This window comes from Streptococcus pseudopneumoniae (assembly GCF_001072925.1).
GTDB classification, from domain to species: Bacteria; Bacillota; Bacilli; order Lactobacillales; family Streptococcaceae; genus Streptococcus; species Streptococcus pseudopneumoniae_Q.
Genome location: NZ_JVHE01000099.1, coordinates 42,316 through 64,425, shown reverse-complemented (window position 1 = coordinate 64,425; position 22,110 = coordinate 42,316). Strand labels below are relative to the sequence as shown.

16 protein-coding genes and 1 other RNA gene are annotated in these 22,110 nt (G+C 38.9%); 6 read left to right on the top strand and 11 right to left on the bottom strand.

Annotated features, from left to right (window positions below):
• Window positions 1–57: 57 nt before the first annotated feature.
• The 5 genes from mapZ to ADH81_RS06455 form a co-directional block, all read right to left on the bottom strand.
• Window positions 58–1,521 carry a cell division site-positioning protein MapZ gene (mapZ, locus tag ADH81_RS06470; protein ID WP_049527392.1) on the bottom strand — a complete coding sequence of 488 codons (1,464 nt, stop codon included), beginning with the start codon at window positions 1,519–1,521 and terminating at the stop codon, window positions 58–60.
• Window positions 1,522–1,533: 12 nt separating this feature from the next.
• Window positions 1,534–2,691 (bottom strand): THUMP domain-containing class I SAM-dependent RNA methyltransferase, encoded by a 1,158-nt coding sequence (locus ADH81_RS06465; RefSeq protein ID WP_049527389.1) that lies wholly within the window; start codon window positions 2,689–2,691, stop codon window positions 1,534–1,536.
• Between the two features lie 82 nt (window positions 2,692–2,773).
• Window positions 2,774–3,154, bottom strand: an RNA gene (gene rnpB, locus ADH81_RS10515) — RNase P RNA component class B.
• Window positions 3,155–3,172: 18 nt separating this feature from the next.
• The gene (gene gpsB, locus ADH81_RS06460) at window positions 3,173–3,502 is read right to left on the bottom strand and encodes a cell division regulator GpsB (RefSeq protein ID WP_000146538.1); all 330 of its coding nucleotides are present in this window, start codon (window positions 3,500–3,502) and stop codon (window positions 3,173–3,175) included.
• 69 nt (window positions 3,503–3,571) lie between these two features.
• A complete protein-coding gene (locus ADH81_RS06455; RefSeq protein WP_045763609.1) occupies window positions 3,572–4,099 on the bottom strand; it encodes a DUF1273 domain-containing protein in 528 nt (175 codons plus the stop codon).
• A gap of 67 nt (window positions 4,100–4,166) precedes the next feature.
• Between ADH81_RS06455 and recU the strand changes: the two genes are divergently transcribed.
• Both recU and pbp1a read left to right on the top strand, forming a co-directional pair.
• The gene (recU, locus tag ADH81_RS06450; protein ID WP_049503036.1) at window positions 4,167–4,763 is read left to right on the top strand and encodes a Holliday junction resolvase RecU; all 597 of its coding nucleotides are present in this window, start codon (window positions 4,167–4,169) and stop codon (window positions 4,761–4,763) included.
• Entirely contained in the window at window positions 4,760–6,925 is a 2,166-nt protein-coding gene (pbp1a, locus tag ADH81_RS06445; protein ID WP_049527386.1) for a penicillin-binding protein PBP1A, read from the top strand. Before recU ends, pbp1a begins: the two co-directional genes overlap by 4 nt.
• Before the next feature lie 366 nt (window positions 6,926–7,291).
• Here the strand turns inward: pbp1a and ADH81_RS06440 are convergent, their stop codons facing one another.
• Window positions 7,292–9,274 (bottom strand): peptide ABC transporter substrate-binding protein, encoded by a 1,983-nt coding sequence (locus tag ADH81_RS06440; RefSeq protein ID WP_049527383.1) that lies wholly within the window; start codon window positions 9,272–9,274, stop codon window positions 7,292–7,294.
• Between the two features lie 223 nt (window positions 9,275–9,497).
• On the opposite strand from ADH81_RS06440, the gene ADH81_RS06435 reads away from it, so the two are divergent.
• A complete protein-coding gene (locus tag ADH81_RS06435) occupies window positions 9,498–9,980 on the top strand; it encodes an S-ribosylhomocysteine lyase (protein ID WP_000032544.1) in 483 nt (160 codons plus the stop codon).
• Between the two features lie 55 nt (window positions 9,981–10,035).
• Here ADH81_RS06435 and ADH81_RS06430 read toward each other — a convergent pair whose 3' ends face one another.
• The gene (locus ADH81_RS06430; RefSeq protein ID WP_049527381.1) at window positions 10,036–12,138 is read right to left on the bottom strand and encodes an AAA family ATPase; all 2,103 of its coding nucleotides are present in this window, start codon (window positions 12,136–12,138) and stop codon (window positions 10,036–10,038) included.
• A gap of 403 nt (window positions 12,139–12,541) precedes the next feature.
• Window positions 12,542–14,857: a formate C-acetyltransferase gene (pflB, locus tag ADH81_RS06425; RefSeq protein ID WP_049527379.1), complete on the bottom strand. Its 2,316-nt coding sequence runs from the start codon at window positions 14,855–14,857 to the stop codon at window positions 12,542–12,544.
• Window positions 14,858–15,094: 237 nt separating this feature from the next.
• Between pflB and dinB the strand changes: the two genes are divergently transcribed.
• Window positions 15,095–16,156 (top strand): DNA polymerase IV, encoded by a 1,062-nt coding sequence (gene dinB, locus ADH81_RS06420; RefSeq protein WP_049527377.1) that lies wholly within the window; start codon window positions 15,095–15,097, stop codon window positions 16,154–16,156.
• 34 nt (window positions 16,157–16,190) lie between these two features.
• Here the strand turns inward: dinB and ADH81_RS06415 are convergent, their stop codons facing one another.
• Together ADH81_RS06415 and ADH81_RS06410 are read right to left on the bottom strand one after the other, a co-directional pair.
• Entirely contained in the window at window positions 16,191–17,036 is an 846-nt protein-coding gene (locus ADH81_RS06415) for an undecaprenyl-diphosphate phosphatase (protein WP_049527374.1), read from the bottom strand.
• A 61-nt stretch (window positions 17,037–17,097) separates the two neighbouring features.
• A complete protein-coding gene (locus ADH81_RS06410) occupies window positions 17,098–18,993 on the bottom strand; it encodes a DUF2207 domain-containing protein (RefSeq protein WP_049527372.1) in 1,896 nt (631 codons plus the stop codon).
• 130 nt (window positions 18,994–19,123) lie between these two features.
• Here ADH81_RS06410 and ADH81_RS06405 point away from each other — a divergent pair, with 130 nt between their 5' ends.
• Together ADH81_RS06405 and ADH81_RS06400 are read left to right on the top strand one after the other, a co-directional pair.
• Window positions 19,124–20,689: an ABC transporter substrate-binding protein/permease gene (locus tag ADH81_RS06405; protein WP_049527370.1), complete on the top strand. Its 1,566-nt coding sequence runs from the start codon at window positions 19,124–19,126 to the stop codon at window positions 20,687–20,689.
• Window positions 20,689–21,429, top strand: a complete 741-nt coding sequence (locus tag ADH81_RS06400; protein ID WP_049527369.1) for an amino acid ABC transporter ATP-binding protein — start codon at window positions 20,689–20,691, stop codon at window positions 21,427–21,429. Before ADH81_RS06405 ends, ADH81_RS06400 begins: the two co-directional genes overlap by 1 nt.
• A 458-nt stretch (window positions 21,430–21,887) precedes the next feature.
• Here the strand turns inward: ADH81_RS06400 and ADH81_RS06395 are convergent, their stop codons facing one another.
• Entirely contained in the window at window positions 21,888–22,103 is a 216-nt protein-coding gene (locus tag ADH81_RS06395; RefSeq protein ID WP_001140700.1) for a hypothetical protein, read from the bottom strand.
• Window positions 22,104–22,110 lie beyond the last annotated feature (7 nt).

The following is a 22,110-nucleotide window of genomic DNA, read 5'->3' as shown; positions in this document are numbered from 1 at the left end:
ATATGTTTTATTTTATCATGTTTATCTGTGAAAAGAAAGAATTTTGTAACAATTTGACTAGTAGTCTAAATCATCCGCATGTCCAGAGCCATTCCCTACAAAGTAACCTGTCTTACAATTAAGGGTAAAGAGATAGGTACCATCTGGTTTATAAAGATTATAGTAGCCATTACCATTAACAATATTCACAGGTTCCAAAATATATTGGTTGCCTGTAATGTAGCCACGCGCACGCGAAGTCTCAAGAATTCGTTCAAGGACACCATTTGCAAAAGTCCAAGCAGGATTACTACTATCACTAACAGCAGCTTGATTGTACGGTACTCGACTGACACTTCTTTGTAGGTTCACACCATTGCTTGCTAGTCCACTATTAAGGATATTATTTGCTGAGGCTGTTTCACCCGCTGAAGTTGATGCATTAGCAGAGCTGCTAGCATTGCTTTCAGTTGCTGAGTTTGACTCTGTTTGACTTGATGAACTTGATTGACTACTGCTAGAGCTTGTAGAACTTGAAAGTTGACTCTTACCGAGACTAATAGCCTTATCTAGCAGTTTATCAATTTCAGTATTCCCAGTCTTGACTTCGGTAAATTTAGCATCTGCCTTTACTTTAGCATTTGTATCTAGAACACCATCTGTAATAGCTGGCGTTTCAAATTGAGCATTAACGTCTTGAACTGCCTTGATTTGTGTTTCAAGACTATCGTATTTTGATTTAGCAAGAGTATGCTCTCTAGCTCCCTCAAGTTTATCTAAAAGTTCTTTGAGTTGATTCAGTTGACTAAACTGACCATTTTTTAGGGCAGTTTTATTCTCATCAGTATAAAAAGTTTCATAGAGACTGTTAAATTGATCGAGAATTGCTTGATTACTTACCAAACCTGCATCAGATGACTGAGACTGAATTTCTTGTGAAGAACGAGTAATTTGACGATAAACGTAGTAGCTACCTCCAATAATCAAGACAATAATCGCTAAAATAGCTGACAAGATGACCCACAGTTTTTTGCGTCGTGGCTCATCCTCTTCTTGAAGAGAGCGAGCTAGAATTGGGGTTTCTTCTTGTGAAGTTTCCTCATTTTCTACCTGTTCAGGTTCAAATACTTCCTCTACAAGATTTTTGTCCATAACTAAAGTTTCTTCTAGTGGCGAAAGGAGAACTTCTTCAGTTGCTACTCCCTCTTCTTCAGCAAACTTTTCTGATTCAGAGATTTCTTCTACTGGTTCCACCTCTTCTTCAATCGTTTCTTTAGCATCTTGGATCAAATCATCTAGACTCTGAAGTTCATCTTTCTTCGCCTGAATGTTTGTAAATTTATCAGCTTCGATTTCTTCACGGTGTTGTTTAATGTATTTGTCCAAAATCGTATCATCAGGAGTTACTCCTGCTTCGATTTCTTCATTTTTTCGAATAACTTGTCCAACTGTTAGATCCTTAGCTTCCTCAAAGTCAAACTGAGGTTCTTGGGAGATTTTTTCCGGTTCTAACAATTCTTCTTTTTTATCCTTCTGATCCATGGCAGCTCCTTTCTAATCTGTCAAATTTCTTTTGACACGTTGACCAAAATATTGATACAAATCAACTTTCAAAGTACCATTATAGAGTTTTCGTTTTTTATCCGCCTGACTACCATACTTACTTTCAAAGGCTTCATCACTTGTCAGAATAAACTTACTCCAAGTCTTAAGAGGCTCAAAAACCTCACCCATTTCAGCATAAAGTTTAGTTACTCCTGCATCATCTGATAGACGTTCCCCATAAGGTGGGTTAGAAATAATAACTCCATTAATCTTATCCGTACGCAAATCCTGTACGCGCATCTGTTTAAAGAGAATATCTCCAGATACTCCTGCTGCCTGGGCATTGGCCTTGGCAATTTCTACCATACGACCATCGATATCACAACCCATAATATCCAGTTCAATCTCTCGATCTATCTGCTTACTTGCCTCAGTTCTGACTTCTTGAATCAAGCGGTCACTAACCCAGTTCCACTCTTCAAAGGCAAATGAACGACGCAAACCTGGTGCCATCTTGCGCGCAATCATAGCCGCCTCAATACAGAAGGTTCCCGAACCACAGGTTGGATCAATCAAAGGCTTATCAGGGTACCAGTTTGACAGTTGCAAAATCGCAGCTGCCATATTCTCCTTGATTGGAGCACCACCTTTTTCAGTACGATAACCACGTTTAAAGAGACTTGAACCAGTCGTATCAATCATAACAGTCGCTATATCTTTCAAAATGGAAACTTCAATCTTGAACTCTGGACCATTCTCCATCAGGGGAACACTTTCTGGTCGGGCATAGTGTTTTTGTAGTTTCTTAACAACTGCCTTCTTAGAAATCGCCTGCACACTTGGCTCATTGTGTAATTTTGACTTGACACACTTAGCCTTGGCAATTGGGAAACGGGCTCCAAGTGGGAGATAGTTCTCCCAATCTAGAGCAAAAACACCTTGGAAGAGTTCTTCAAATGTTTTTGCAGGAAAAGTTCCCACAACAATTTTGATTCTATCCGCAGCTCTTAGCCACAGGTTGGTTTGGATAATCGCTTTAACATCACCTTGAAAACGAACACGCCCATTTTCAACTTGACAATCATAACCCAAATCTCTCACTTCACGTCCAACTACAGCTTCCAAACCCGCAGCAGCAGTCGCAATTAAATTAAATGTTGTTTTCATTTCAGTCTTTTATAGACCTTTCTTTATTCACTTTAAAAAATGAGGTTGAGAAATATATCTCAGCCCCAACCTATATGCAATTTTCTATAAGCCATGTTTTGTTCCAGAAGTGACTAGGACCACTTCCTTCGATAATCATCTGTCTACCACTAGCAGCTCTAGCTGCTAGCAGTCAGAGTACTACGTTCGTTTCCGCGCACTCCATGCCCCGACCAAAATTTGGGTTGCTAGCTTGAGGGGTTTACCGCGTTCCACTCTCTCTGTTTCCAGAGAGACTCCGTCACTGTGGCACTTTCAAGTCTACTCTGACATATCCTAAGACTTAGCCATTTCAACTGCCGTAACGATTTCTCGTCCCTAGGCTTATGGTTTCGCCTAGCACAAACACTACAGGCATCACAGCCTGTGCTAGCATGGACTTTCCTCATGAAAAGAAACTCTCTTCACGCGATTATCCAAAAATTGCACAACAGAAGTATTCTTAGAAATCAGAATTATCCATGATTTGTTTGCCAAATACTTCTTTTTCAAGACGATTCAAACGTTTCAAAATATCAAAGTTTGTCATAGAAGTTGTACTTCCAAGCTCTGCTGGTTCAGAAGCTACTGGAGTTACTTGAGGTTTTTTCGCCAATTCCTCTTTCAACTCTGCAATTTCTAAACGGAGTGACTTTACTAATGCTGCATAAGTTTCATAATCCTTGATGACATCATCCAAGAACTCATCAACCTCTGCTTTACTATATCCACGTACTTCTCTTCCAAAATCCTGCTCAAAAATATCTTTTGCTGTAAAAATAATACTTGCCATGTCTCTCTCCATTCTCAGTTGCTAGTATTATTATATAAAAAAAGGCAAACAAAAAGCAAGGTCAAAGGCTCAATTTTCGGAAAAATTTTCAGCTACTTCGTTTAATTCCTCAAATGTTAATCTTTTTGTAATATAGTTGTCTTTCTTTTTCATCAGTTCGTAAAAATACTTCAGTTTTGTTTCATTTTCTTCATCATAAAAAAGATAGGCACCATCTGTATTTTCAAGTAAGAAAAGTTGATAGTCTCGTAATTGACCCTTGTGTTCATAGTTCGGATAGGCGTATTTTACAAAATCAACTTGTTTAAATTCACTAAGTTTAACCTGATTTCCCTCATTCCAGTTTTCCCCATGAGTCTCAAAATCAAAGATAGTTGCAAGTTGGAAACCAAAGTCATCTTTCATATCTCTGGCCACCTCTAAAACCCAGTGTTCAAATCCCAGAGTTCCCGTAAATACCAACCATTTCAATCCTTCGTCTGCCATTTTTTCCAAATCTCTACGAATGGCTTTTTTAATAATTTTTAAACGAATATCTTTTTCATTGAACAATCCTAAATCAAAGCTAGAATAGCCTAAAATCAAGGCTGTATGCATTTTTTCACCCTTTCTGTGCACCTTTATGGTATAATAGAGTGATGTTATTGTACCAATAAGGAGAATTATGGTCAACTATCCTCATAAACTTTCATCAAAAAAAAAACAACAAGTCACCTCACAAACTAAAAATTTCGCAAATCGTGGGATGACCTTTGAAAAGATGATAAATGCTACAAACGAGTATTATCTGACACACGGTTTGGCTGTTATCCATAAAAAACCAACTCCTGTTCAGATTGTCCGCGTAGACTATCCTCAGCGTAGTCGTGCTAAGATTGTTGAAGCTTATTTTAGACAAGCATCAACTACCGATTATTCTGGAGTTTATGAAGGGTTTTACATCGATTTCGAAGCCAAGGAAACCAAGCAAAAACATGCGATTCCGATGAAGAACTTCCATCCTCATCAGATTCGGCATATGGAACAAGTCCTTGATCAAAAAGGGATTTGCTTTGTCCTTCTTCATTTTTCTTCTTATCAAGAAACGTATTTATTGCCGGCACTTGACCTCATCCGTTTTTATCATCAGGATATGGGTAAAAAGTCAATGCCGCTTGACTATATCAAAGAATTCGGTTATGTGATTGAGCAGTCTGCCTTTCCACAAATTCCTTACCTTGATACAGTCAAACAACATTTACTAGGTGGTAAAACAATATGAACAAACAAACTATCTTACGCATCGCTAAATACCTTGGCATTGGTGTAATTAGCTTATTTATCGCAGCTTTCCTGCTTGGTGGTGGTGTCTTTCTTTACTATGCAAACAAAGCTCCTGAACTTTCCGAGAGTAAACTTGTTGCAACTACATCAAGTAAAATTTATGATAGCAAAAATGAACTAATCGCAGATTTAGGTTCGGAACGTCGTGTTAATGCTCAAAGTAGTGACATTCCTACTGATCTTGTCAATGCGATTGTCTCTATCGAGGATCACCGTTTCTTTAACCACAGAGGAATTGATAGCATTCGTATAGCAGGAGCATTCCTTCGTAACCTTCGAAGCAATAGTGGTCTTCAAGGTGGATCAACTTTGACTCAGCAGTTAATTAAATTAACTTACTTTTCAACATCGACAGCTGATCAAACCCTATCCCGTAAAGTTCAAGAAGCCTGGTTAGCTATCCAACTAGAGCGAACTGCAACTAAACAAGAAATATTGACTTATTACGTCAATAAGGTTTACATGTCAAATGGTAACTATGGTATGCAGACAGCTGCGGAAAACTATTATGGTAAGGACCTCAAAGACTTATCCATTCCTCAGCTAGCACTCTTAGCAGGTATGCCACAGGCTCCAAACCAGTACGATCCTTATTCTCATCCTGAAGCTGCCCTTGAAAGACGAAACCTTGTTTTGTCAGAAATGCAAAGGCAAGGATACCTTACAGCCGAACAATATGAAACAGCCATCAATACTCCAATCACAGATGGACTTCAAAGTCTAAAATCTGTTAATAGCTATCCACAGTACATGGATAACTATCTTAAAGAGGTTATTGACCAAGTAGAACAAGAGACAGGTTATAATCTATTAACAACAGGTATGGAAGTCTATACAAACGTCGACCAAGAGGTACAAAAACACCTTTGGGACGTCTATAACACTGATCAATACGTAAACTATCCTGATGATGATATCCAAGCAGCCTCTACTATCATTGATGTATCAAATGGTAAAGTTATTGCCCAACTCGGGTCTCGTCACCAAGCTAGCAATGTATCCTTTGGTACTAACCAAGCAGTGGAAACAAACCGTGACTGGGGTTCAACTATGAAACCAATTACGGACTATGCACCTGCACTTGAGTACGATATCTATGACTCAACTGCTTATATGCTTAAGGATGTACCATATAACTTCCCAGGTACTAGCACTCCAGTCTACAACTGGGATCGTGGCTATTATGGGAACATCACTCTTCAAACTGCTATCCAACAATCTCGTAACGTACCAGCAGTTGAAACTCTCGATAGAGTTGGACTTGATAAAGCCAAAAAATTCTTAAACGGACTTGGCATTGATTATCCAACCATGGTATATGCAAACGCAATTTCAAGTAATACGACTGAATCAGGTAAACAGTACGGTGCAAGTAGTGAAAAAATGGCTGCCGCCTATGCTGCATTTGCTAACGGTGGTATCTATCACAAACCAATGTATATCAATAAAGTTGTCTTTAGCGACGGTAGTTCAAAAGAGTTTTCTGATCAAGGTACTCGTGCTATGAAAGAAACAACCGCCTATATGATGACAGAAATGATGAAAACAGTATTATACTCTGGTACAGGTCGGGACGCTTATATTTCATGGCTTCCACAAGCAGGTAAAACTGGTACATCAAACTACACTGATGAAGAGATTGAAAACCACATTAAAACAAGTCAATTTGTTGCTCCAGATGAAATGTTTGTTGGTTATACCCGTAAATATTCAATGGCGGTCTGGACTGGTTACTCAAACCGCCTTACTCCAATCGTTGGTGATGGCTTTACTGTTGCCACTAGTATCTATCGTTCTATGATGCAGTATCTAGCAGAGGACGATCACCCTGGTGATTGGACAATGCCAGAAGGACTTCATAGAAGTGGTGATTACATCTTCAAGAATGGGGCACGTAGCAGCAACTGGATTCCACAGTCAACTCAAGAAAGTTCGACTACAGAGAGCTCTAGCTCAAGTTCAACTTCAACAACTGAAAGTGAAAGCTCTTCAAACGAAAATACGAATGGTACTCCTAATCCAAATGCAACGCAACCAAACTCATCTGCAAATTCTCAACAACAAAATCAACCCCAACAAAATCCACGAAGACAACAATAAAATATATAAAAAAACTGAGGATTTATTCTCAGTTTTTTATATGCAGTTTTTTATGGTAGAATCTTAATTTTTATAAAGTCAAACTTCTTAAAAATAGGAAGAGAAACAACTGAACAGACTAAAAAACTGTCAAAGCTATCTCAATCGCAACCTTATCCCAAACACAAGTTAAATAGTCGGGAAAACTGTTTAAAATTATAGATAAAAGTTACCTTGTGTTTATGTAGTTTATCTATGAACTGGGGCGTGACTTAGAAAGTCTGTTCTACTACTTCAATGCAGTGCTTGAACCAATAACCAAAATGTCAAACTGATGTCTCAGGAATGATATCAAAAGGCCAGACCTTTTGTCCGGCCTCTTTTTTCTTATTTGACATGATTTGCAAGATCTTCTTGCGCTTTTTTATTAGATTCTTCTTTTTCTTTCTTCCATTTATCTTGAGCTTTTTGATAATCATCAGCAGTTACTGGTTTATCTTGAAGTTCAAGGTATTTGTACAAGAGGGCTTCACTCATACCCTTGTTACCTGAGTAAGCAAATGGAAGTGTGAATGGTACCATCTTAGACAACATTGGACGTCCAGTTTGAGAAGTTGTTGGAATAATCAATGCACTATCTGTCAACCAAGCTTGGGCTGCAGCATATTTATCATAACGTTTTGAAACGTCAGTGTCTTCATTTCCAGCTTCAACAACCATCTTTTCGTAATCTTCCAAACCAACTTGTTTGGCAGCAGCGTTATTTGTACCTGAATCAAATCCTAGGTAAGTCTTAGTATTTTCACCTACTGATGGTTTGATGATATCAAGGTATGTAGATGGGTCGATGTAGTCTGGAGACCAACCAACGTTATCTGAAAGATCCCAATCTTCACCGGCAGCCGTTTCAGCAAAGTAAGTAACATTGAGGACTTCATCTTTTTGTAGTTGTTGGATATCAATAACGACATTGTCAGTTCCTAATGTTGCTTCAAGCGATTGTTTCAATGATTGAACACGTTGAACTTTTGTAGTATTGGTTTGGTCAACAGGCATATCCAAATGGATTGGGAATTGAACTCCTTCCGCTTGGAGAGCTGTCTTAGCCTTAGCAAATTCTGCTTTTGCTTTTTCAGGATTGTAAAGACCGTCTTGAGCGTCGTCTAGATTAACATCTTTCCACTCATCACCATAGGTCACCAATTTTTCCTTAACTAAGTCACCAAAGTTTTTACCATCTGCTTGAACAAATGTTGGTGGTACGAACAAGTTACGAAGGAGTTTGCTTGCTCCACTTTCTCCATTAACTTGAGAAGCATAAGCTGTTCTATCAAAACCAAAAGCAATAGCCTGACGGAAGTCTTTGTTAAGAAGAGCTTTCTTAGTTGAAGTCTTTTGCTCGTCTGTAGTCTTAGAAGTATATTTGTAAGACTGACGGTCAATATTTGTACCAACTAAGAAGGTTGAAGAATCTTGTGGTGTATAAACGATATTGTCTTTAAACTCTTTTTCAAGTTCAGAGTAGCTTCCACTTGTTGGGAAGAGACGAGCCATTGAGAAACCACCATCTTTAAAGGTTTCTGCAAGTTTATTATTGTCTTGACCATCCCAGAATGAAAGTTTTACTTTATCAATATGAACATTGTCCTTATCCCAGTAGTTTGGATTCTTTTCAAATTCTACTGAAGATTTAGCTACCAATGATTTCAACAAGAAAGGACCATTATAAAGAATACTGCTTGGATCAGTTGCTTTAGCAAAGTCACTTCCTTTAGAAGTAAGGAATTCTTCATTGACTGGTGCAAGAATTCCCATGGTTGTCTTAGAGTTCCAGAAGCTTTCTGGTTTGTTCAAAGTGTATTGAACTGTTTGATCATCTACAGCCTTGATTCCAACTTCTGAGAAGTCTTTAACTTCACCTTTTACATAAGCATCAAGACCTTTAATAGATTCTTGAACAAGATAAAGGGCTTCTGACTTATTATCAGCCGCATATTTAAGACCTGTTACAAAGTCTTGCGCTTTCACTGGCGCATACTCTTCGCCTTCAGAAGTATACCACTTAGCATCCTTACGGATTGTGTAAGTGTAAGTTAACCCGTCTTTAGACACTGACCAATCTTCTGCCAAAGATGGCACGAAGTTACCGTAGCGGTCATTCTCCATCAAACCGTCAATAACATTACTTGTGATATTAGCAACCGCAGCCTTACCAGTTGTCAAATAGTTTAGGCTGTCTGGGTCAGTTTCATAAACGTAAGAAAAAGTTTTCTCACCTTTTGCACTAGAGCCTGAACCTGAACAAGCTGCCAAAACACCTGACGCTAACAGAGTCACTCCTGCTAGGGCCATTACTTTTGAAAATTTCATAATAAACTCCTTTATGACTTTTTATACATTATAGTCCCTTTTTTGCTAAGTGTCAATACAATTTTCAGAATTTTTCAAATTGATTTGAAAACAATTACCATTTTAAAATTATTTTTTACAGTCAGTCACTTTTTTGGCATTCATATTTGAAAAATCTCTTTGTTAGCAGTTTTCAAGTAAATCTTTATGATATAATGAAAGGAGAAAATTGAAAGGAAATACCATGTCAAAAGAAGTTATTGTTGAAAGTTTTGAACTGGATCACACCATTGTTAAAGCACCGTATGTCCGTTTAATCGGAGAAGAAACAGGTCCTAAGGGAGATATCATTTCTAACTTTGATATTCGCTTGGTTCAACCAAATGAAGACTCTATCCCTACTGCTGGTCTTCATACAATCGAGCACCTCTTGGCCAAACTCATCCGTACTCGCATTGACGGGATGATTGATTGTTCACCATTTGGATGTCGTACAGGCTTCCATATGATTATGTGGGGACGTCATACTAGCGCAGAAATCGCTGCTGTCATCAAGGATTCACTGAAGGAAATCGCAGAGACTACAACTTGGGAAGATGTCCCAGGGACTACCATTGAATCTTGTGGCAACTACAAGGATCATAGCCTTTTCTCTGCTAAGGAATGGGCAAAATTGATTCTTGAACAAGGAATTTCAGACGATGCCTTTGAGCGTCATGTCATTTAACAAAAAGGAACCAATTTTTTCAACTGGTTCCTTTTTTTATTCTCAAAACCTTGATTTAAGCTTTTTCACGAATGACCAAGATACCATCTTCCATGTCAGCTTCAAGGTGTTTAGCATCAAGATTATCCAAATGGAAGTCTGTTACTTTATCACGGATTTGTTGTTCAACTACACGACGGAGTGGACGAACACCCATGACTTCATCATAACCTTCTTCAGTCATGTATTCTTTAGCTGCTTCGCTCACTGCCAAGTCGATTTCTTTCTTAGAAAGAGTCTTATTGACATCAATCAACATCAAATCCACAATCTTAGAAAGATCTTCCTTGCTCAAGTGTGAGAATTCGATCACAGCGTTGAAACGGTTGAGGAACTCTGGACGGAAGTAAGGTTTCAAACGATCCATGAGTTCTGGTTTATCCGCATCTTCTGTCAAGTTGGCTTCATAACCAAAGCCAGCATTTGAAGTTGCGATAATCACCGTATTCTTGAAGTTTACAGTGTTACCTTGACCGTCTGTTAAACGACCATCATCCAATACTTGAAGAAGAAGAGTAATCACTTGAGGATCTGCCTTTTCAATTTCGTCGAGAAGGACGATTGAGTAAGGGTTACGGCGAACACGTTCAGTCAAAGTATTGTTGTTGTCGTCGTAACCAACATAACCTGCTGTTGTACCAATCAATTTAGAAACGGCTGTACGATCGCTGTATTCTGACATATCCAAACGGATGATAGCATCCTTAGTTCCGAACATATCAAGAGCCAATTGTTTGGCCAACTCAGTCTTACCAACGCCAGTAGGTCCTACAAAGAGGAAGCTACCGATTGGGCGATTTCCTTCATCAAAACCTGCACGGTTACGACGGATAGCACGTGCCACTGCTTCAACGGCTTTATCTTGACCGATAACCTTAGTTTGCAAACGGTGACCCATGTCTTTCAAACGTTCGATATCAGTTGCACCCATTTGTGAAACAGGAATACCTGTCATACGTTCAACAGACTCAGCTACATCATTAACTGTTGCTGTAACCTTATGATCTTCAGTATGGTTGGCAATTTGTTTTTCAAGTTCTTCGATACGAATTTTTGCATTAAGGGCTGCTTCGTAATCTTCTTTGGCTGCTGCAGCTTCTTGTTTAGCTTTTTCTTCTTCAATTTCATGTTCCACAGCATGTACATCTGTCACTGGGTGTTGTGCTGCCAAGTGAGCAGCTGTCACATCGACCAAGTCGATAGCCTTATCTGGCAAGCTACGTTGTGGAATATATTGAACAGAGTAATCAACAGCAGCTTTCAATACTTCATCTGGCAAGATAACATTGTGGTGTTGTTGATAAAGATCACGGATCCCTTGGAGAATCTTGAAAGTATCTTCAGCAGATGGTGCATTAACTTTTACTTCGTTGAAACGACGAGCAAGGGCAGCGTTTTTCAAGATTGTATTACGGTATTCATCTTGAGTTGTTGCACCAATCACTGTCAATTCACCACGTGAAAGAGCTGGTTTCAAAATATCAGCAAGACCTTTAGATCCTTGACCATCCCCTGTGCTACCTGCACCAAGGATTTGGTGGATTTCATCGAAGAAGAGGATAATATTTCCAGCTTCTTTAACTTCGTTTACCAAGTTTTGAATGTTTTCTTCAAAGCTACCACGGTATTGAGTACCAGCTTCAAGTCCAGAAATATCAATAGAGATGATTTCTTTATTCTTGATAGCAGCTGGGACATCCCCGTTCACAATAGCTTGAGCCAATCCTTCAACCACTGCTGTTTTACCAACACCAGCATCACCGACTAGAACTGGGTTATTCTTTGTACGACGAGAAAGGATTTCAGATGTTTCTTGAATTTCCTTGTTACGTCCAATAACCGGATCCAGCTTCCCTTCACGAGCTTCAGCAGTTAAGTTACGTCCAAGTTTAGCAAGAATACCATCTTGTTTCATAGCTTTACCTTGAACATACTGAGCTTGGTCACTTCCTTCGCCTGGAAGTTGACCAGTTTGACGGTAAATAGCGAATTCTTCTGGAGTTACTTCACGACCGTTAATCAAGTAACGACGATTTTCAGAACTATATCCACGCATACCACCCATCAATTGGTTAAACAAATCATCCATGTTGTTAAAGTTATTAAAGTTGTTGTTCATATTTCATACCTCGTTTGTTTTCAAAATTAGTTAGTCAAATTAATTTGACTTTATCTGACCTTTGTTTTAAAAAATTTAGACTAGCTATTTGCTACTCTACGTATAATTTCAGGTTTTTCTTTATCCAATAAAGGTTTTGTGATTGGACTTCTAAAAATACTAATGTTCATCATAGGTTGTACCTCTTTTCTAGGTTTTACCCATACTTTGACCTTAAGATAAATTACACAATCACCTTAAAATCAAGGTTTTCTAAGGATTTCCTTATCCTTATGTTCTTAGTATATCACTTTGGTCAGTATTAGTCAAGAAATTTGACCAATTTTGACCAACTTTTTTTAAATATTTTTTTATAGCAAAAAACCAGTCATAATGACTGGTTTTTATTTACTATTTATGAATCTTAGCTCAATGCATCATCCATTGAAAGAACTTCGTGGAAGACACGTTGTGTCAATTCAGTTTTTTGTTCTGGAGTGAGGTACTTAGTATTTACACAGTATCCTGAGATACGTACGATTACGTCTTCACCTGACATGATCTTTTCGTAAACATCGTTCAAGTCCATAACGTTCAAGTTAACGTGTTGTCCACCGTTTTCGAAGTAACCATCAAGGATTGTTACCAAGTTATCAACTTGTTCGTCACGAGTCTTACCAAGAGCACGAGGTGAAACTTGAGTTGTCAATGAGATACCATCAGCTGCGTAACCAAAGTCAAGGCTAGCAAGTGAGTTCAAGTTTTGCAACCATCCACCTTTAGCTTTGTTAGATGGGTTAGCACCTGGTGAGAAGAATTCCAATTTAGACAAGTTCACTGAACCATCTTCGTTGAGGTATACACCTTTGTGGACTGGTGAGTTACCAGTTTGTTTAGAGTAAGCAACGTTAGATGTGATTGTCAAAAGTGATACTGTAGCTTCTGCGTCTTTGTAAAGTTTGTGGCTACGTAGACGAGTTGTGTAAGCTTCGATCAACCATTCTGCCAATTCGTTTGAACGTGGGTCATCTTCACCCCAACGTGGGTATTCACCGATTGTTTCGTAATCGTAGATGTAGCCATTTTCGTCACGGATTGGTTTTACTGTAGCGTACTTGATAGCTGACAATGTGTCAACAGTGTTAGCGAATCCACAGATACCGAATCCCATGTTAGCACGTTGTTTAGTTGGCAAGAAGGCCATTTGAACAGCTTCGTAGTTGTACTTGTCAGTCATGTAGTGGATGATGTTCAAAGCATCTACGTAAGTATCAGTCAACCAGTCAAGAGATTTTTCAAAGTTAGCTTTAACTGATTCGAATTCAAGAACTTCGTCACGGATTGGTTCGATATCAAATACTTTGTAGTCTTTATGAACATCGTCGTAACCACCGTTCAAACCAGTAAGAAGAGCTTTAAGAACGTTAACGCGAGCACCGAAGTACTGGATGTTGTGACGTTGTTCTTCGTTTTCTGGGTCAAGTGGAGACACACAACATGAGATACAGCTCATTTCACCGTATCCATCTTTAGCCATTGTTGTTACACCTTCGTATTGGATTGAAGAGTGTTTGTGGCTCATGTGCATACAGTAGCGACGGAAGTTGTATGGCAATTTGTCAGTCCAAAGAACTGTCAAGTTTGGTTCTGGAGAGTTACCAATGTTGTCAAGAGTGTTCAAGAAACGGTAGTCCATCTTAGTAACACGGTGACGACCGTCGTTACCCATACCAGCCATTGAAGTTGTGATGAAGGTTGGGTCACCTGAGTACAATTGGTCATAAGCTTTTGTACGAGCAAATTTAACTGTACGAAGTTTCATAACGAAATCATCAACAAATTCTTGGATTTCTGATTCAGTAAATGTACCACGAGCAAGGTCACGTTCTGCAAAGATATCCAATACGATTGGCACACGTCCTAGAGATGTAGCAGCACCGTTGATAACACGGCAGACAGCCATGAAGGCAATGTTTACCCATTGGATAGCTTCTTTAACGTTCATCGCTGGTTTGCGAACATCTACTCCGTAAAGGTCACCTAAGCGTACAACTTGTTGCAATGCTTGATATTGAAGGTTGATTTCTTCACGAAGACGGATTGTTTCTTCATCGATTTCTTCGATTGAGTTCCAATCGTTTACTTTTTCTTGCATCAAGTAGTCTGCACCGTAAAGAGCAAGACGTGCATAAACACCGATGATACGTCCACGTGAGTATGCATCTGGAAGACCAGTTACAGTGTGAGCGTGACGAGCACGACGGATGTTTGAAGTGTAAGCACGGAAGATACCATCGTTAACAGTTGTTACGTATTTAGTGAAAATTTCGTGAACAGCTGGATCTGGTTCGTATCCATTTTCTTTCAAAGTAGTTTCAGCCATACGGATACCACCTTTTGGCATGAAGTTCAATTTGAAGAGTTCATCGTTTTGGATACCATAAATCAATTCGTTTTCTTTGTCGATAAATCCAGCAGGAATATCAGCAATAGAAGTTGGACGAGTGTCCATTGGGAAACGAGTTTCTTCGTAGTGTGCTTTAGTTTCTTCTACGATTTTTTTGATGTGAAGTGAGCGCTCTGTTGGTCCTGCAAGGAAGCTTTCGTCTCCATCGTAAGGTGTGTAGTTAGCTTGTACAAAGCGTGATACACTTGCTTTTTCTTTCCAGTCAACACCTTTAAAGCCTTCCCAGGCTTTGTCAAAAATATCTTGTGCTTCAACAACTGTCTTAACAACCATGTTAATGTCCTCTTTTTTCTTTCTAGTAACAGTCATCTGTTACATTCATGTATTCAGTATAACACACAGTAAACGATTTCAACAACTAAAAACTCACTTTTTTAACACTTTCTTTTCTAATACAGTTCAAAATATTCCACAAACTGTATTATATTTTTGAAAGAGGTTATTTGATTTTCATTTTTTCAGAAAAAGAGTATAATAAAAATAAACAAACTAGCACTGAGAGGTTTCTCCATGTTGATTTTTCCACTAATGAATGATTTATCTCGTAAAATCATCCATATTGACATGGATGCCTTTTTTGCTGCTGTTGAAATTCGAGATAATCCCAAACTTAAAGGAAAGCCCGTTGTGATTGGTAGTGATCCTAGAAAAACTGGTGGTCGAGGAGTTGTTTCTACCTGTAGCTATGAAGCGAGAGTCTTTGGCATACACTCAGCTATGAGTTCCAAAGAGGCCTATGAACGTTGCCCTCAAGCTGTTTTCATTTCTGGAAACTACGAAAAATATACTGCTGTCGGTCAACAGATTCGAGCTATTTTCAAACGTTATACGGATAATATCGAGCCTATGAGTATCGATGAAGCTTATCTAGACGTGACTGAAAACAAACTCGGCATCAAGTCCGCTGTTAAAATCGCTCGTTTAATTCAGCAGGATATCTGGAACGAATTACAATTAACAGCTTCTGCTGGTGTATCATACAATAAATTTTTGGCTAAAATGGCAAGTGACTATCAAAAACCTCGTGGTTTGACAGTCATTCTTCCTGATGAAGCTGAAAGTTTCCTCAAGCAAATGGATGTCGCTAAATTCCACGGTGTAGGTAAGAAAACAGTTGAGAAATTGCATCAAATGGGCGTATTCACAGGAGCTGATCTTTTAAAAATTTCTGAAATTAGTCTCATTGACCGTTTTGGTAGACTCGGTTTTGACCTGTATCGTAAGGCTCGTGGCATTGATAATTCTCCCGTCAAATCCAATCGCATTCGTAAGTCTATCGGTAAAGAAAAAACCTATAGTAAAATTCTTAGTCTGGAAGAAGATATCAAAAAAGAGCTAACTCTCCTTTCGGAAAGAGTTGCCCTTAGTCTTCAAAAATATGAAAAAAGTGGTAAGATTGTCATCTTAAAAATTCGCTACGCTGATTTTTCTACTTTGACTAAGCGAAAAACCCTAGATCAGCAAACACAAAATTCAGACCAAATCGCTCAATGCATTATTCAACTCTACGAAACACTCAGTGATAAGGATAAAGGCGTCCGTTTATTGGGAGTCACTGTGACTGGATTTTAAAACCTTGAAGGAATCTTCCCTCAAGGTTTTTTTCTTATACAAATAATCGAACAAAGCTATAAAGTAACAAGACACTACCAAGGACAATACGGTATTTACCGAAGACTGTAAAGTCGTGTTTTTTAACATAGCTGGTCAAGAAACGAATGGCAACCATGCTGACTGCAAAAGCGACTACCATAGCAACTAGAAGTAAGAAAAATTGACCAAAGCTCAATACTTCTCCTGCTTTAATAAATTTAAAAATCTTCAAAGCACTGGCTCCAAACATAACTGGAATTCCTAGGTAGAAGGTAAACTCAGTTACCACCGAACGACTAGTTCCATTTAACAAACCACCAACGATAGTGGCGCCCGAACGGCTAGTCCCAGGTAAAAGAGCCAAGACTTGGAAAAGTCCGATATAGAGGGCCGTTTTATAAGGCAACTTGTCTAGCTCTGTGACTGTTGGCTCAATCGCTTGCGCTTTGTTACGTTTTTCAAGATAAATAAAGGCAACCCCATAAACAATCAGCATAATAGCTACTGAAACCATATTATGGAAATGAGTATCAAACCAATCATCAAACTTAAAGACTAAAAGAAGAGGGAGGGTTGCAACAAATACTTTGGACCATAATTGCCAAGTTCTACGAACTTCGACTTTATCCTTGCCTGGTTTGAAAGGATTCAGTTTGTTAAAGTAGATAACCATAACGGCTAGGATAGCACCCAGTTGAATGACTACGTTAAACATAGACATAAAAGCTTCATTTTGATCTTTATACTGGATAAACTCTTCTGCCAAAATCAAGTGACCAGTACTTGAAATCGGCAACCATTCCGTAATTCCTTCAACAATCCCAAAAAAGATAGATTTTAAAATTTCAATAAGATACATAGATAACTCCTTTTTCTATCCTCCATTATATCATACTTTTAAAGGCTGTGTTGAGTTTTCTTTAGAAAGCACCAATACTTCCACCACCGCCACCGCCTGAGAAACCTCCACCAGAGCTACCGCTTCCAGATGATACAGAGAAGGTACTTGCTGTATTTGCGACCGAAGTGTATTGATTAATGTGAGCAGCAGATGTATGAAACTGTTTATCCCAGCCACAAGATACATAAAGATTCATAGTTTCGTTTTCAAGTTGAATATTGTGGAGCTTCATGATCTTATTCACTTTCTTTGCGTATCCATACAGAGTTGCATAAACCAAAAGACGATTCCAAAGTACAATGCTCTCTAGTTCAGCCTTATCAAGATGAGCAATATCACGAAGCATATTTTCAAAACTTGTCCAAAGGTAATAGGCTTCTGCCCCTTCTTCGTTTAAGACTCCATCACGAGATGGACCTCGAGTCACAAAATAAACTAAGGCACTGGCAAGTAAGCCTATTAAACCTAGGGAAAGTAAAGGAAGTGAGAAATAACCACGTGTTCGCAGACTATAATAAAAGACAAGAAGGCCTATTAAACCTGTTATAGCTGAACAGACTTTCATCCCATTCACAAGACTACTTTCTTTATCAGTCAAAGGACGATAATAGCTTGGAAGACGTAGAATTTTTACCTTGTCTCGAACACAACTTTGCATGCGTTCAAGACGTCTCTCGAAGGAACGCTTGAGGTGCAAGCCGAATTCGCGAATATGCTGCTCATCAGCTTCCTTAGCTCCATGGAATAGTCCTGAAGAAACTTGATACTCTGGAAAAAGGTCTGAAAGAGCCAGTTCTTTATTAGTTGAGAGAGTCATCCGCAAGCATTCTTTTTCAAAATTCGACAAGCCTTTTTCACTATTGATTTTCAAACAGGGTTCCTCCTCACCCTGAAAAATGGATAAATGCCCCCGATCAACTAAGTCTAGCAAAGTCGCCTGAATCAATCGTTCAAAAGAGAATTTACCAAACTTCTTCTTATTCAAGGGACTGATTTCCTCCAAGGAGGTAGAGTAAATAGCCTCCGCCAAAACCATTGGAGGTAGGTCCATTGGAGGTTCGTAGAGTCGATGATCCTTGGGATATACCTTTTTGAGGGTCGTATGTTTACGAAATGCTCGATAATACATGATGGTCATCATCAATAACACGATAAAGACTATTGGGAAAATCCACTTTATCATGAGACTAGCTTGCACTTTGCTAGCTTTTATTTCTATCTCAATTTTTTTAAAATCTCTTAAACGCTCTTCTTCCAGTCCTTGGCTTGGAGCTACCGAGAAAGCCTCCCTGGGCCAATAGGCATGTAGCTCAACTTGACGTTTTCTAGGAAGATTTTTCATCTTCACCCGATAAATATCATTTACTTTTTCGACACTACCCTCATTGAGGAGTTTTCCAGTATGAAAAAAGACTTTCTCTGCCGGACTATCTGAAGTTACTCGGAATTCTAAGTCTTTGATGTCTCCTGAACTATCTGTCAGTGGTTGCCAATTCAGCTCAGCTATATCCTGATATAAGAAAAGAAGATTTTTCAATTGCCAGGTAATGGTTACACGTACAGTATCTCCAGCTTTTCCTGGATTTAAAATTATTACTTGATAGCCTTTCCCATTTTCCTTTGTGTAGGAAAGGGCATCTTCTATAATTTCCCCATTCTTTGATACTAGCACAGTTGGATCATCATCAATCTCAAAGCCTTCTGGCATTTTCCCTGCTTTTCCTAGTCCAACCGATTGACCATTAAAATCATCTTTAAAACGATAGGTGATTGTTTGTTGGAAAACTGCTGTATTATCTGCATGAATATTCAAATCTCCCTTATAAGATAGAATATCAAAGTCTACAGCAAAAACCAGGCGTGGTATCAATAGCAAACAGGCAAACACCAAAGTAAATAGCCATCTTTTTTTCATCGTATACTCCCTTTCAAGTTTTTTCACTATTATATCATTTTTCACAAGTAAGGATTTACTAAGATTGAAAAAGTTCAGCTTTTTCGATACAATAGAGAGAAGCAATTTTAGACTAGAAATAGGAGAAATCATGAAAAAATTATGCTTAACTATCCTTGCTAGCCTGGCCCTTACTTTAGGACTAGTTAGCCAGGTCCAAGCCGATGAATATTTACGCATCGGTATGGAGGCAGCCTACGCACCCTTTAACTGGACTCAAGATGACGACAGTAACGGCGCTGTCAAAATCGATGGAACCAACCAATATGCTAATGGTTACGACGTCCAAATAGCTAAAAAGATTGCTAAGGACCTAGGCAAAGAGCCCTTGGTTGTTAAAACCAAGTGGGAAGGACTTGTTCCAGCCCTTACTTCTGGTAAGATTGATATGATCATTGCAGGTATGAGCCCAACTGCTGAACGCAAACAAGAAATTGCATTTTCAAGCAGCTACTATACTAGCGAACCAGTACTTTTGGTCAAAAAGGATTCTGCCTATGCAAACGCCAAATCACTAGAGGACTTTAGCGGAGCAAAAATCACTTCTCAACAAGGTGTTTACCTTTATGATTTAATTTCACAAATCTCAGGCGCTCAGAAGGAAACTGCCATGGGAGATTTCGCCCAAATGCGTCAAGCCCTTGAAGCTGGTGTCATTGATGCCTATGTTTCTGAACGTCCTGAAGCCCTAACTGCCGAATCAGCAAACGCTAAGTTCAAAATGATTCAGCCTGAACCTGGTTTTAAAACTGGTGAAGAAGATACATCTATCGCTATTGGACTTCGTAAAGATGATAACCGTATCAGCCAAATCAATGCCAGTATTGAAACCATTTCTAAAGATGAACAAGTTGCGCTCATGGATCGTATGATCAAAGAGCAACCAGCAGAATCTACAACGACAGAGGAAAGCAACAGTAATTTCTTTGGCCAAGTCGCTAAAATTCTGACTGAAAACTGGCAACAACTCTTGCGTGGTGCTGGTATTACACTTCTCATTTCAATTATCGGTACTATCGTTGGTCTCGCTATCGGTCTTGCTATCGGTGTCTTCCGTACAGCACCTCTATCTGAAAACCAATTTATCTTTGGCATTCAAAAACTAATCGGTTGGATTCTCAATATCTATATCGAAATTTTCCGTGGAACACCTATGATTGTACAATCTATGGTTATCTACTATGGAACTGCTCAAGCTTTCGGGATCAACCTAGACCGTACGCTAGCTGCTATCTTTATCGTTTCGATCAACACTGGTGCCTACATGACTGAAATCGTCCGTGGTGGTATTCTGGCTGTTGATAAGGGACAATTTGAAGCAGCAACTGCACTTGGCATGACTCATAACCAGACCATGCGTAAGATTGTTCTCCCTCAAGTTGTTCGAAATATTCTACCAGCAACTGGTAATGAGTTCGTCATCAACATCAAGGATACTTCTGTATTGAACGTTATCTCTGTTGTAGAACTTTACTTCTCAGGAAATACAGTAGCAACACAAACCTACCAGTACTTCCAAACCTTTACCATCATCGCAGTTATCTACTTTGTCCTCACCTTCACAGTAACGCGTATCCTACGCTTCATCGAAAAACGTATGGATATGGATACCTACACGACAGGTGCTAACCAAATGCAAACGGAGGATTTGAAATAATGACTCAACCAATCCTTGAAATCAAACACCTCAAAAAATCCTACGGGCAAAACGAGGTCCTAAAAGACATCTCTCTCACTATTCACAAAGGTGAAGTGATTTCTATCATCGGTAGTTCCGGTAGTGGTAAATCAACCTTCCTACGTTCTATCAACCTTCTCGAAACACCAACTGAAGGTGAGATCCTTTATCACGGTGAAAACGTACTTGAAAAAGGGTATAACCTCACTCACTATCGTGAAAAACTAGGCATGGTTTTCCAATCCTTTAACCTCTTTGAAAATCTCAATGTTCTTGAAAATACGATTGTTGCACAGACTACTGTCCTCAAACGTGAACGATCAGAAGCAGAGAAAATTGCTAAAGAAAACCTTGAAAAGGTTGGAATGGGAGAGCGCTACTGGCAAGCTAAACCAAAACAACTTTCTGGTGGTCAAAAGCAACGTGTAGCCATTGCTCGCGCGCTTTCTATGAATCCTGATGCCATTCTCTTTGACGAGCCTACTTCAGCCCTTGACCCTGAAATGGTCGGTGAAGTTCTAAAAATCATGCAAGAACTAGCTCAAGAAGGCTTGACAATGATCGTTGTTACCCACGAAATGGAATTTGCTCGTGACGTCTCACACCGTGTCATCTTTATGGACAAAGGTGTGATTGCAGAAGAAGGCAAACCTGAAGATTTATTTACAAATCCTAAAGAGGAACGTACAAGAGAATTTTTACAACGCTATTTAGGATAAGATAAAAGCGATTGGATAAACCTCTTAAACCAAGAGTTGTTTTCCTATTCAAACCCCAATCAACATTGAGTCAAAGGCTTATAAACATAAAAATCAAGGTCGGAGTTTTTTATCCCGACCTCTTTTTATATACTTTAAAAATCACTTTTATCCCTTCTTCTGTTTCCTGAGCAAGTATTGCTTGTAGCTATATTCCTAATCTTTTATTTGATTTTCATGAGTGATACTCAATGAAAATCAAAGAGCAAACTAGGAAGCGAGCCGCAGGCTGTACTTGAGTACGGTAAGGCGAAGCTGACGTGGTTTGAATTTGATTTTCGAAGAGTATGAGATCACTCAGCTCCCTATCAACCTAGTTCATCCTGACAAATAGATTTGTTGAGTAGGTCATAGCATGGCTATTTCGCCGTTCCAAAAATAAAAGCAGACCCTAATTAGAGTCTGCTTGTATCCAAAGATTAATCTTCAAATTTTTCATGATTTTTTTCATAGAAATCAATTAATCCAAGGGCTGTTTCAAAGGAAATATTTTTAACTTTTGCACGTCCTTGAGCTAGAGCAATGATAGACATTTCACGTGCATTCGTTTCTTTAGAAATACGATAACCAGTGATCTTCTTATCACGAACCCAGCTAACAACTGATTCTACTTTTTCAAAGTTAGTCTTAGCCATGTTTTTC

Coding starts and splice junctions, on each gene's coding strand:
- dinB (WP_049527377.1), top strand. CDS start 15,095: ATGTTGATTTTTCCACTAATGAATGATTTATCTCGTAAAATCATCCAT.
- ADH81_RS06440 (WP_049527383.1), bottom strand. CDS start 9,274: ATGAAATTTTCAAAAGTAATGGCCCTAGCAGGAGTGACTCTGTTAGCG.
- ADH81_RS06455 (WP_045763609.1), bottom strand. CDS start 4,099: ATGCATACAGCCTTGATTTTAGGCTATTCTAGCTTTGATTTAGGATTG.
- ADH81_RS06430 (WP_049527381.1), bottom strand. CDS start 12,138: ATGAACAACAACTTTAATAACTTTAACAACATGGATGATTTGTTTAAC.
- ADH81_RS06400 (WP_049527369.1), top strand. CDS start 20,689: ATGACTCAACCAATCCTTGAAATCAAACACCTCAAAAAATCCTACGGG.
- gpsB (WP_000146538.1), bottom strand. CDS start 3,502: ATGGCAAGTATTATTTTTACAGCAAAAGATATTTTTGAGCAGGATTTT.
- ADH81_RS06465 (WP_049527389.1), bottom strand. CDS start 2,691: ATGAAAACAACATTTAATTTAATTGCGACTGCTGCTGCGGGTTTGGAA.
- ADH81_RS06410 (WP_049527372.1), bottom strand. CDS start 18,993: ATGAAAAAAAGATGGCTATTTACTTTGGTGTTTGCCTGTTTGCTATTG.
- pbp1a (WP_049527386.1), top strand. CDS start 4,760: ATGAACAAACAAACTATCTTACGCATCGCTAAATACCTTGGCATTGGT.
- ADH81_RS06415 (WP_049527374.1), bottom strand. CDS start 17,036: ATGTATCTTATTGAAATTTTAAAATCTATCTTTTTTGGGATTGTTGAA.
- ADH81_RS06435 (WP_000032544.1), top strand. CDS start 9,498: ATGTCAAAAGAAGTTATTGTTGAAAGTTTTGAACTGGATCACACCATT.
- pflB (WP_049527379.1), bottom strand. CDS start 14,857: ATGGTTGTTAAGACAGTTGTTGAAGCACAAGATATTTTTGACAAAGCC.
- mapZ (WP_049527392.1), bottom strand. CDS start 1,521: ATGGATCAGAAGGATAAAAAAGAAGAATTGTTAGAACCGGAAAAAATC.
- recU (WP_049503036.1), top strand. CDS start 4,167: ATGGTCAACTATCCTCATAAACTTTCATCAAAAAAAAAACAACAAGTC.
- ADH81_RS06395 (WP_001140700.1), bottom strand. CDS start 22,103: ATGGCTAAGACTAACTTTGAAAAAGTAGAATCAGTTGTTAGCTGGGTT.
- ADH81_RS06405 (WP_049527370.1), top strand. CDS start 19,124: ATGAAAAAATTATGCTTAACTATCCTTGCTAGCCTGGCCCTTACTTTA.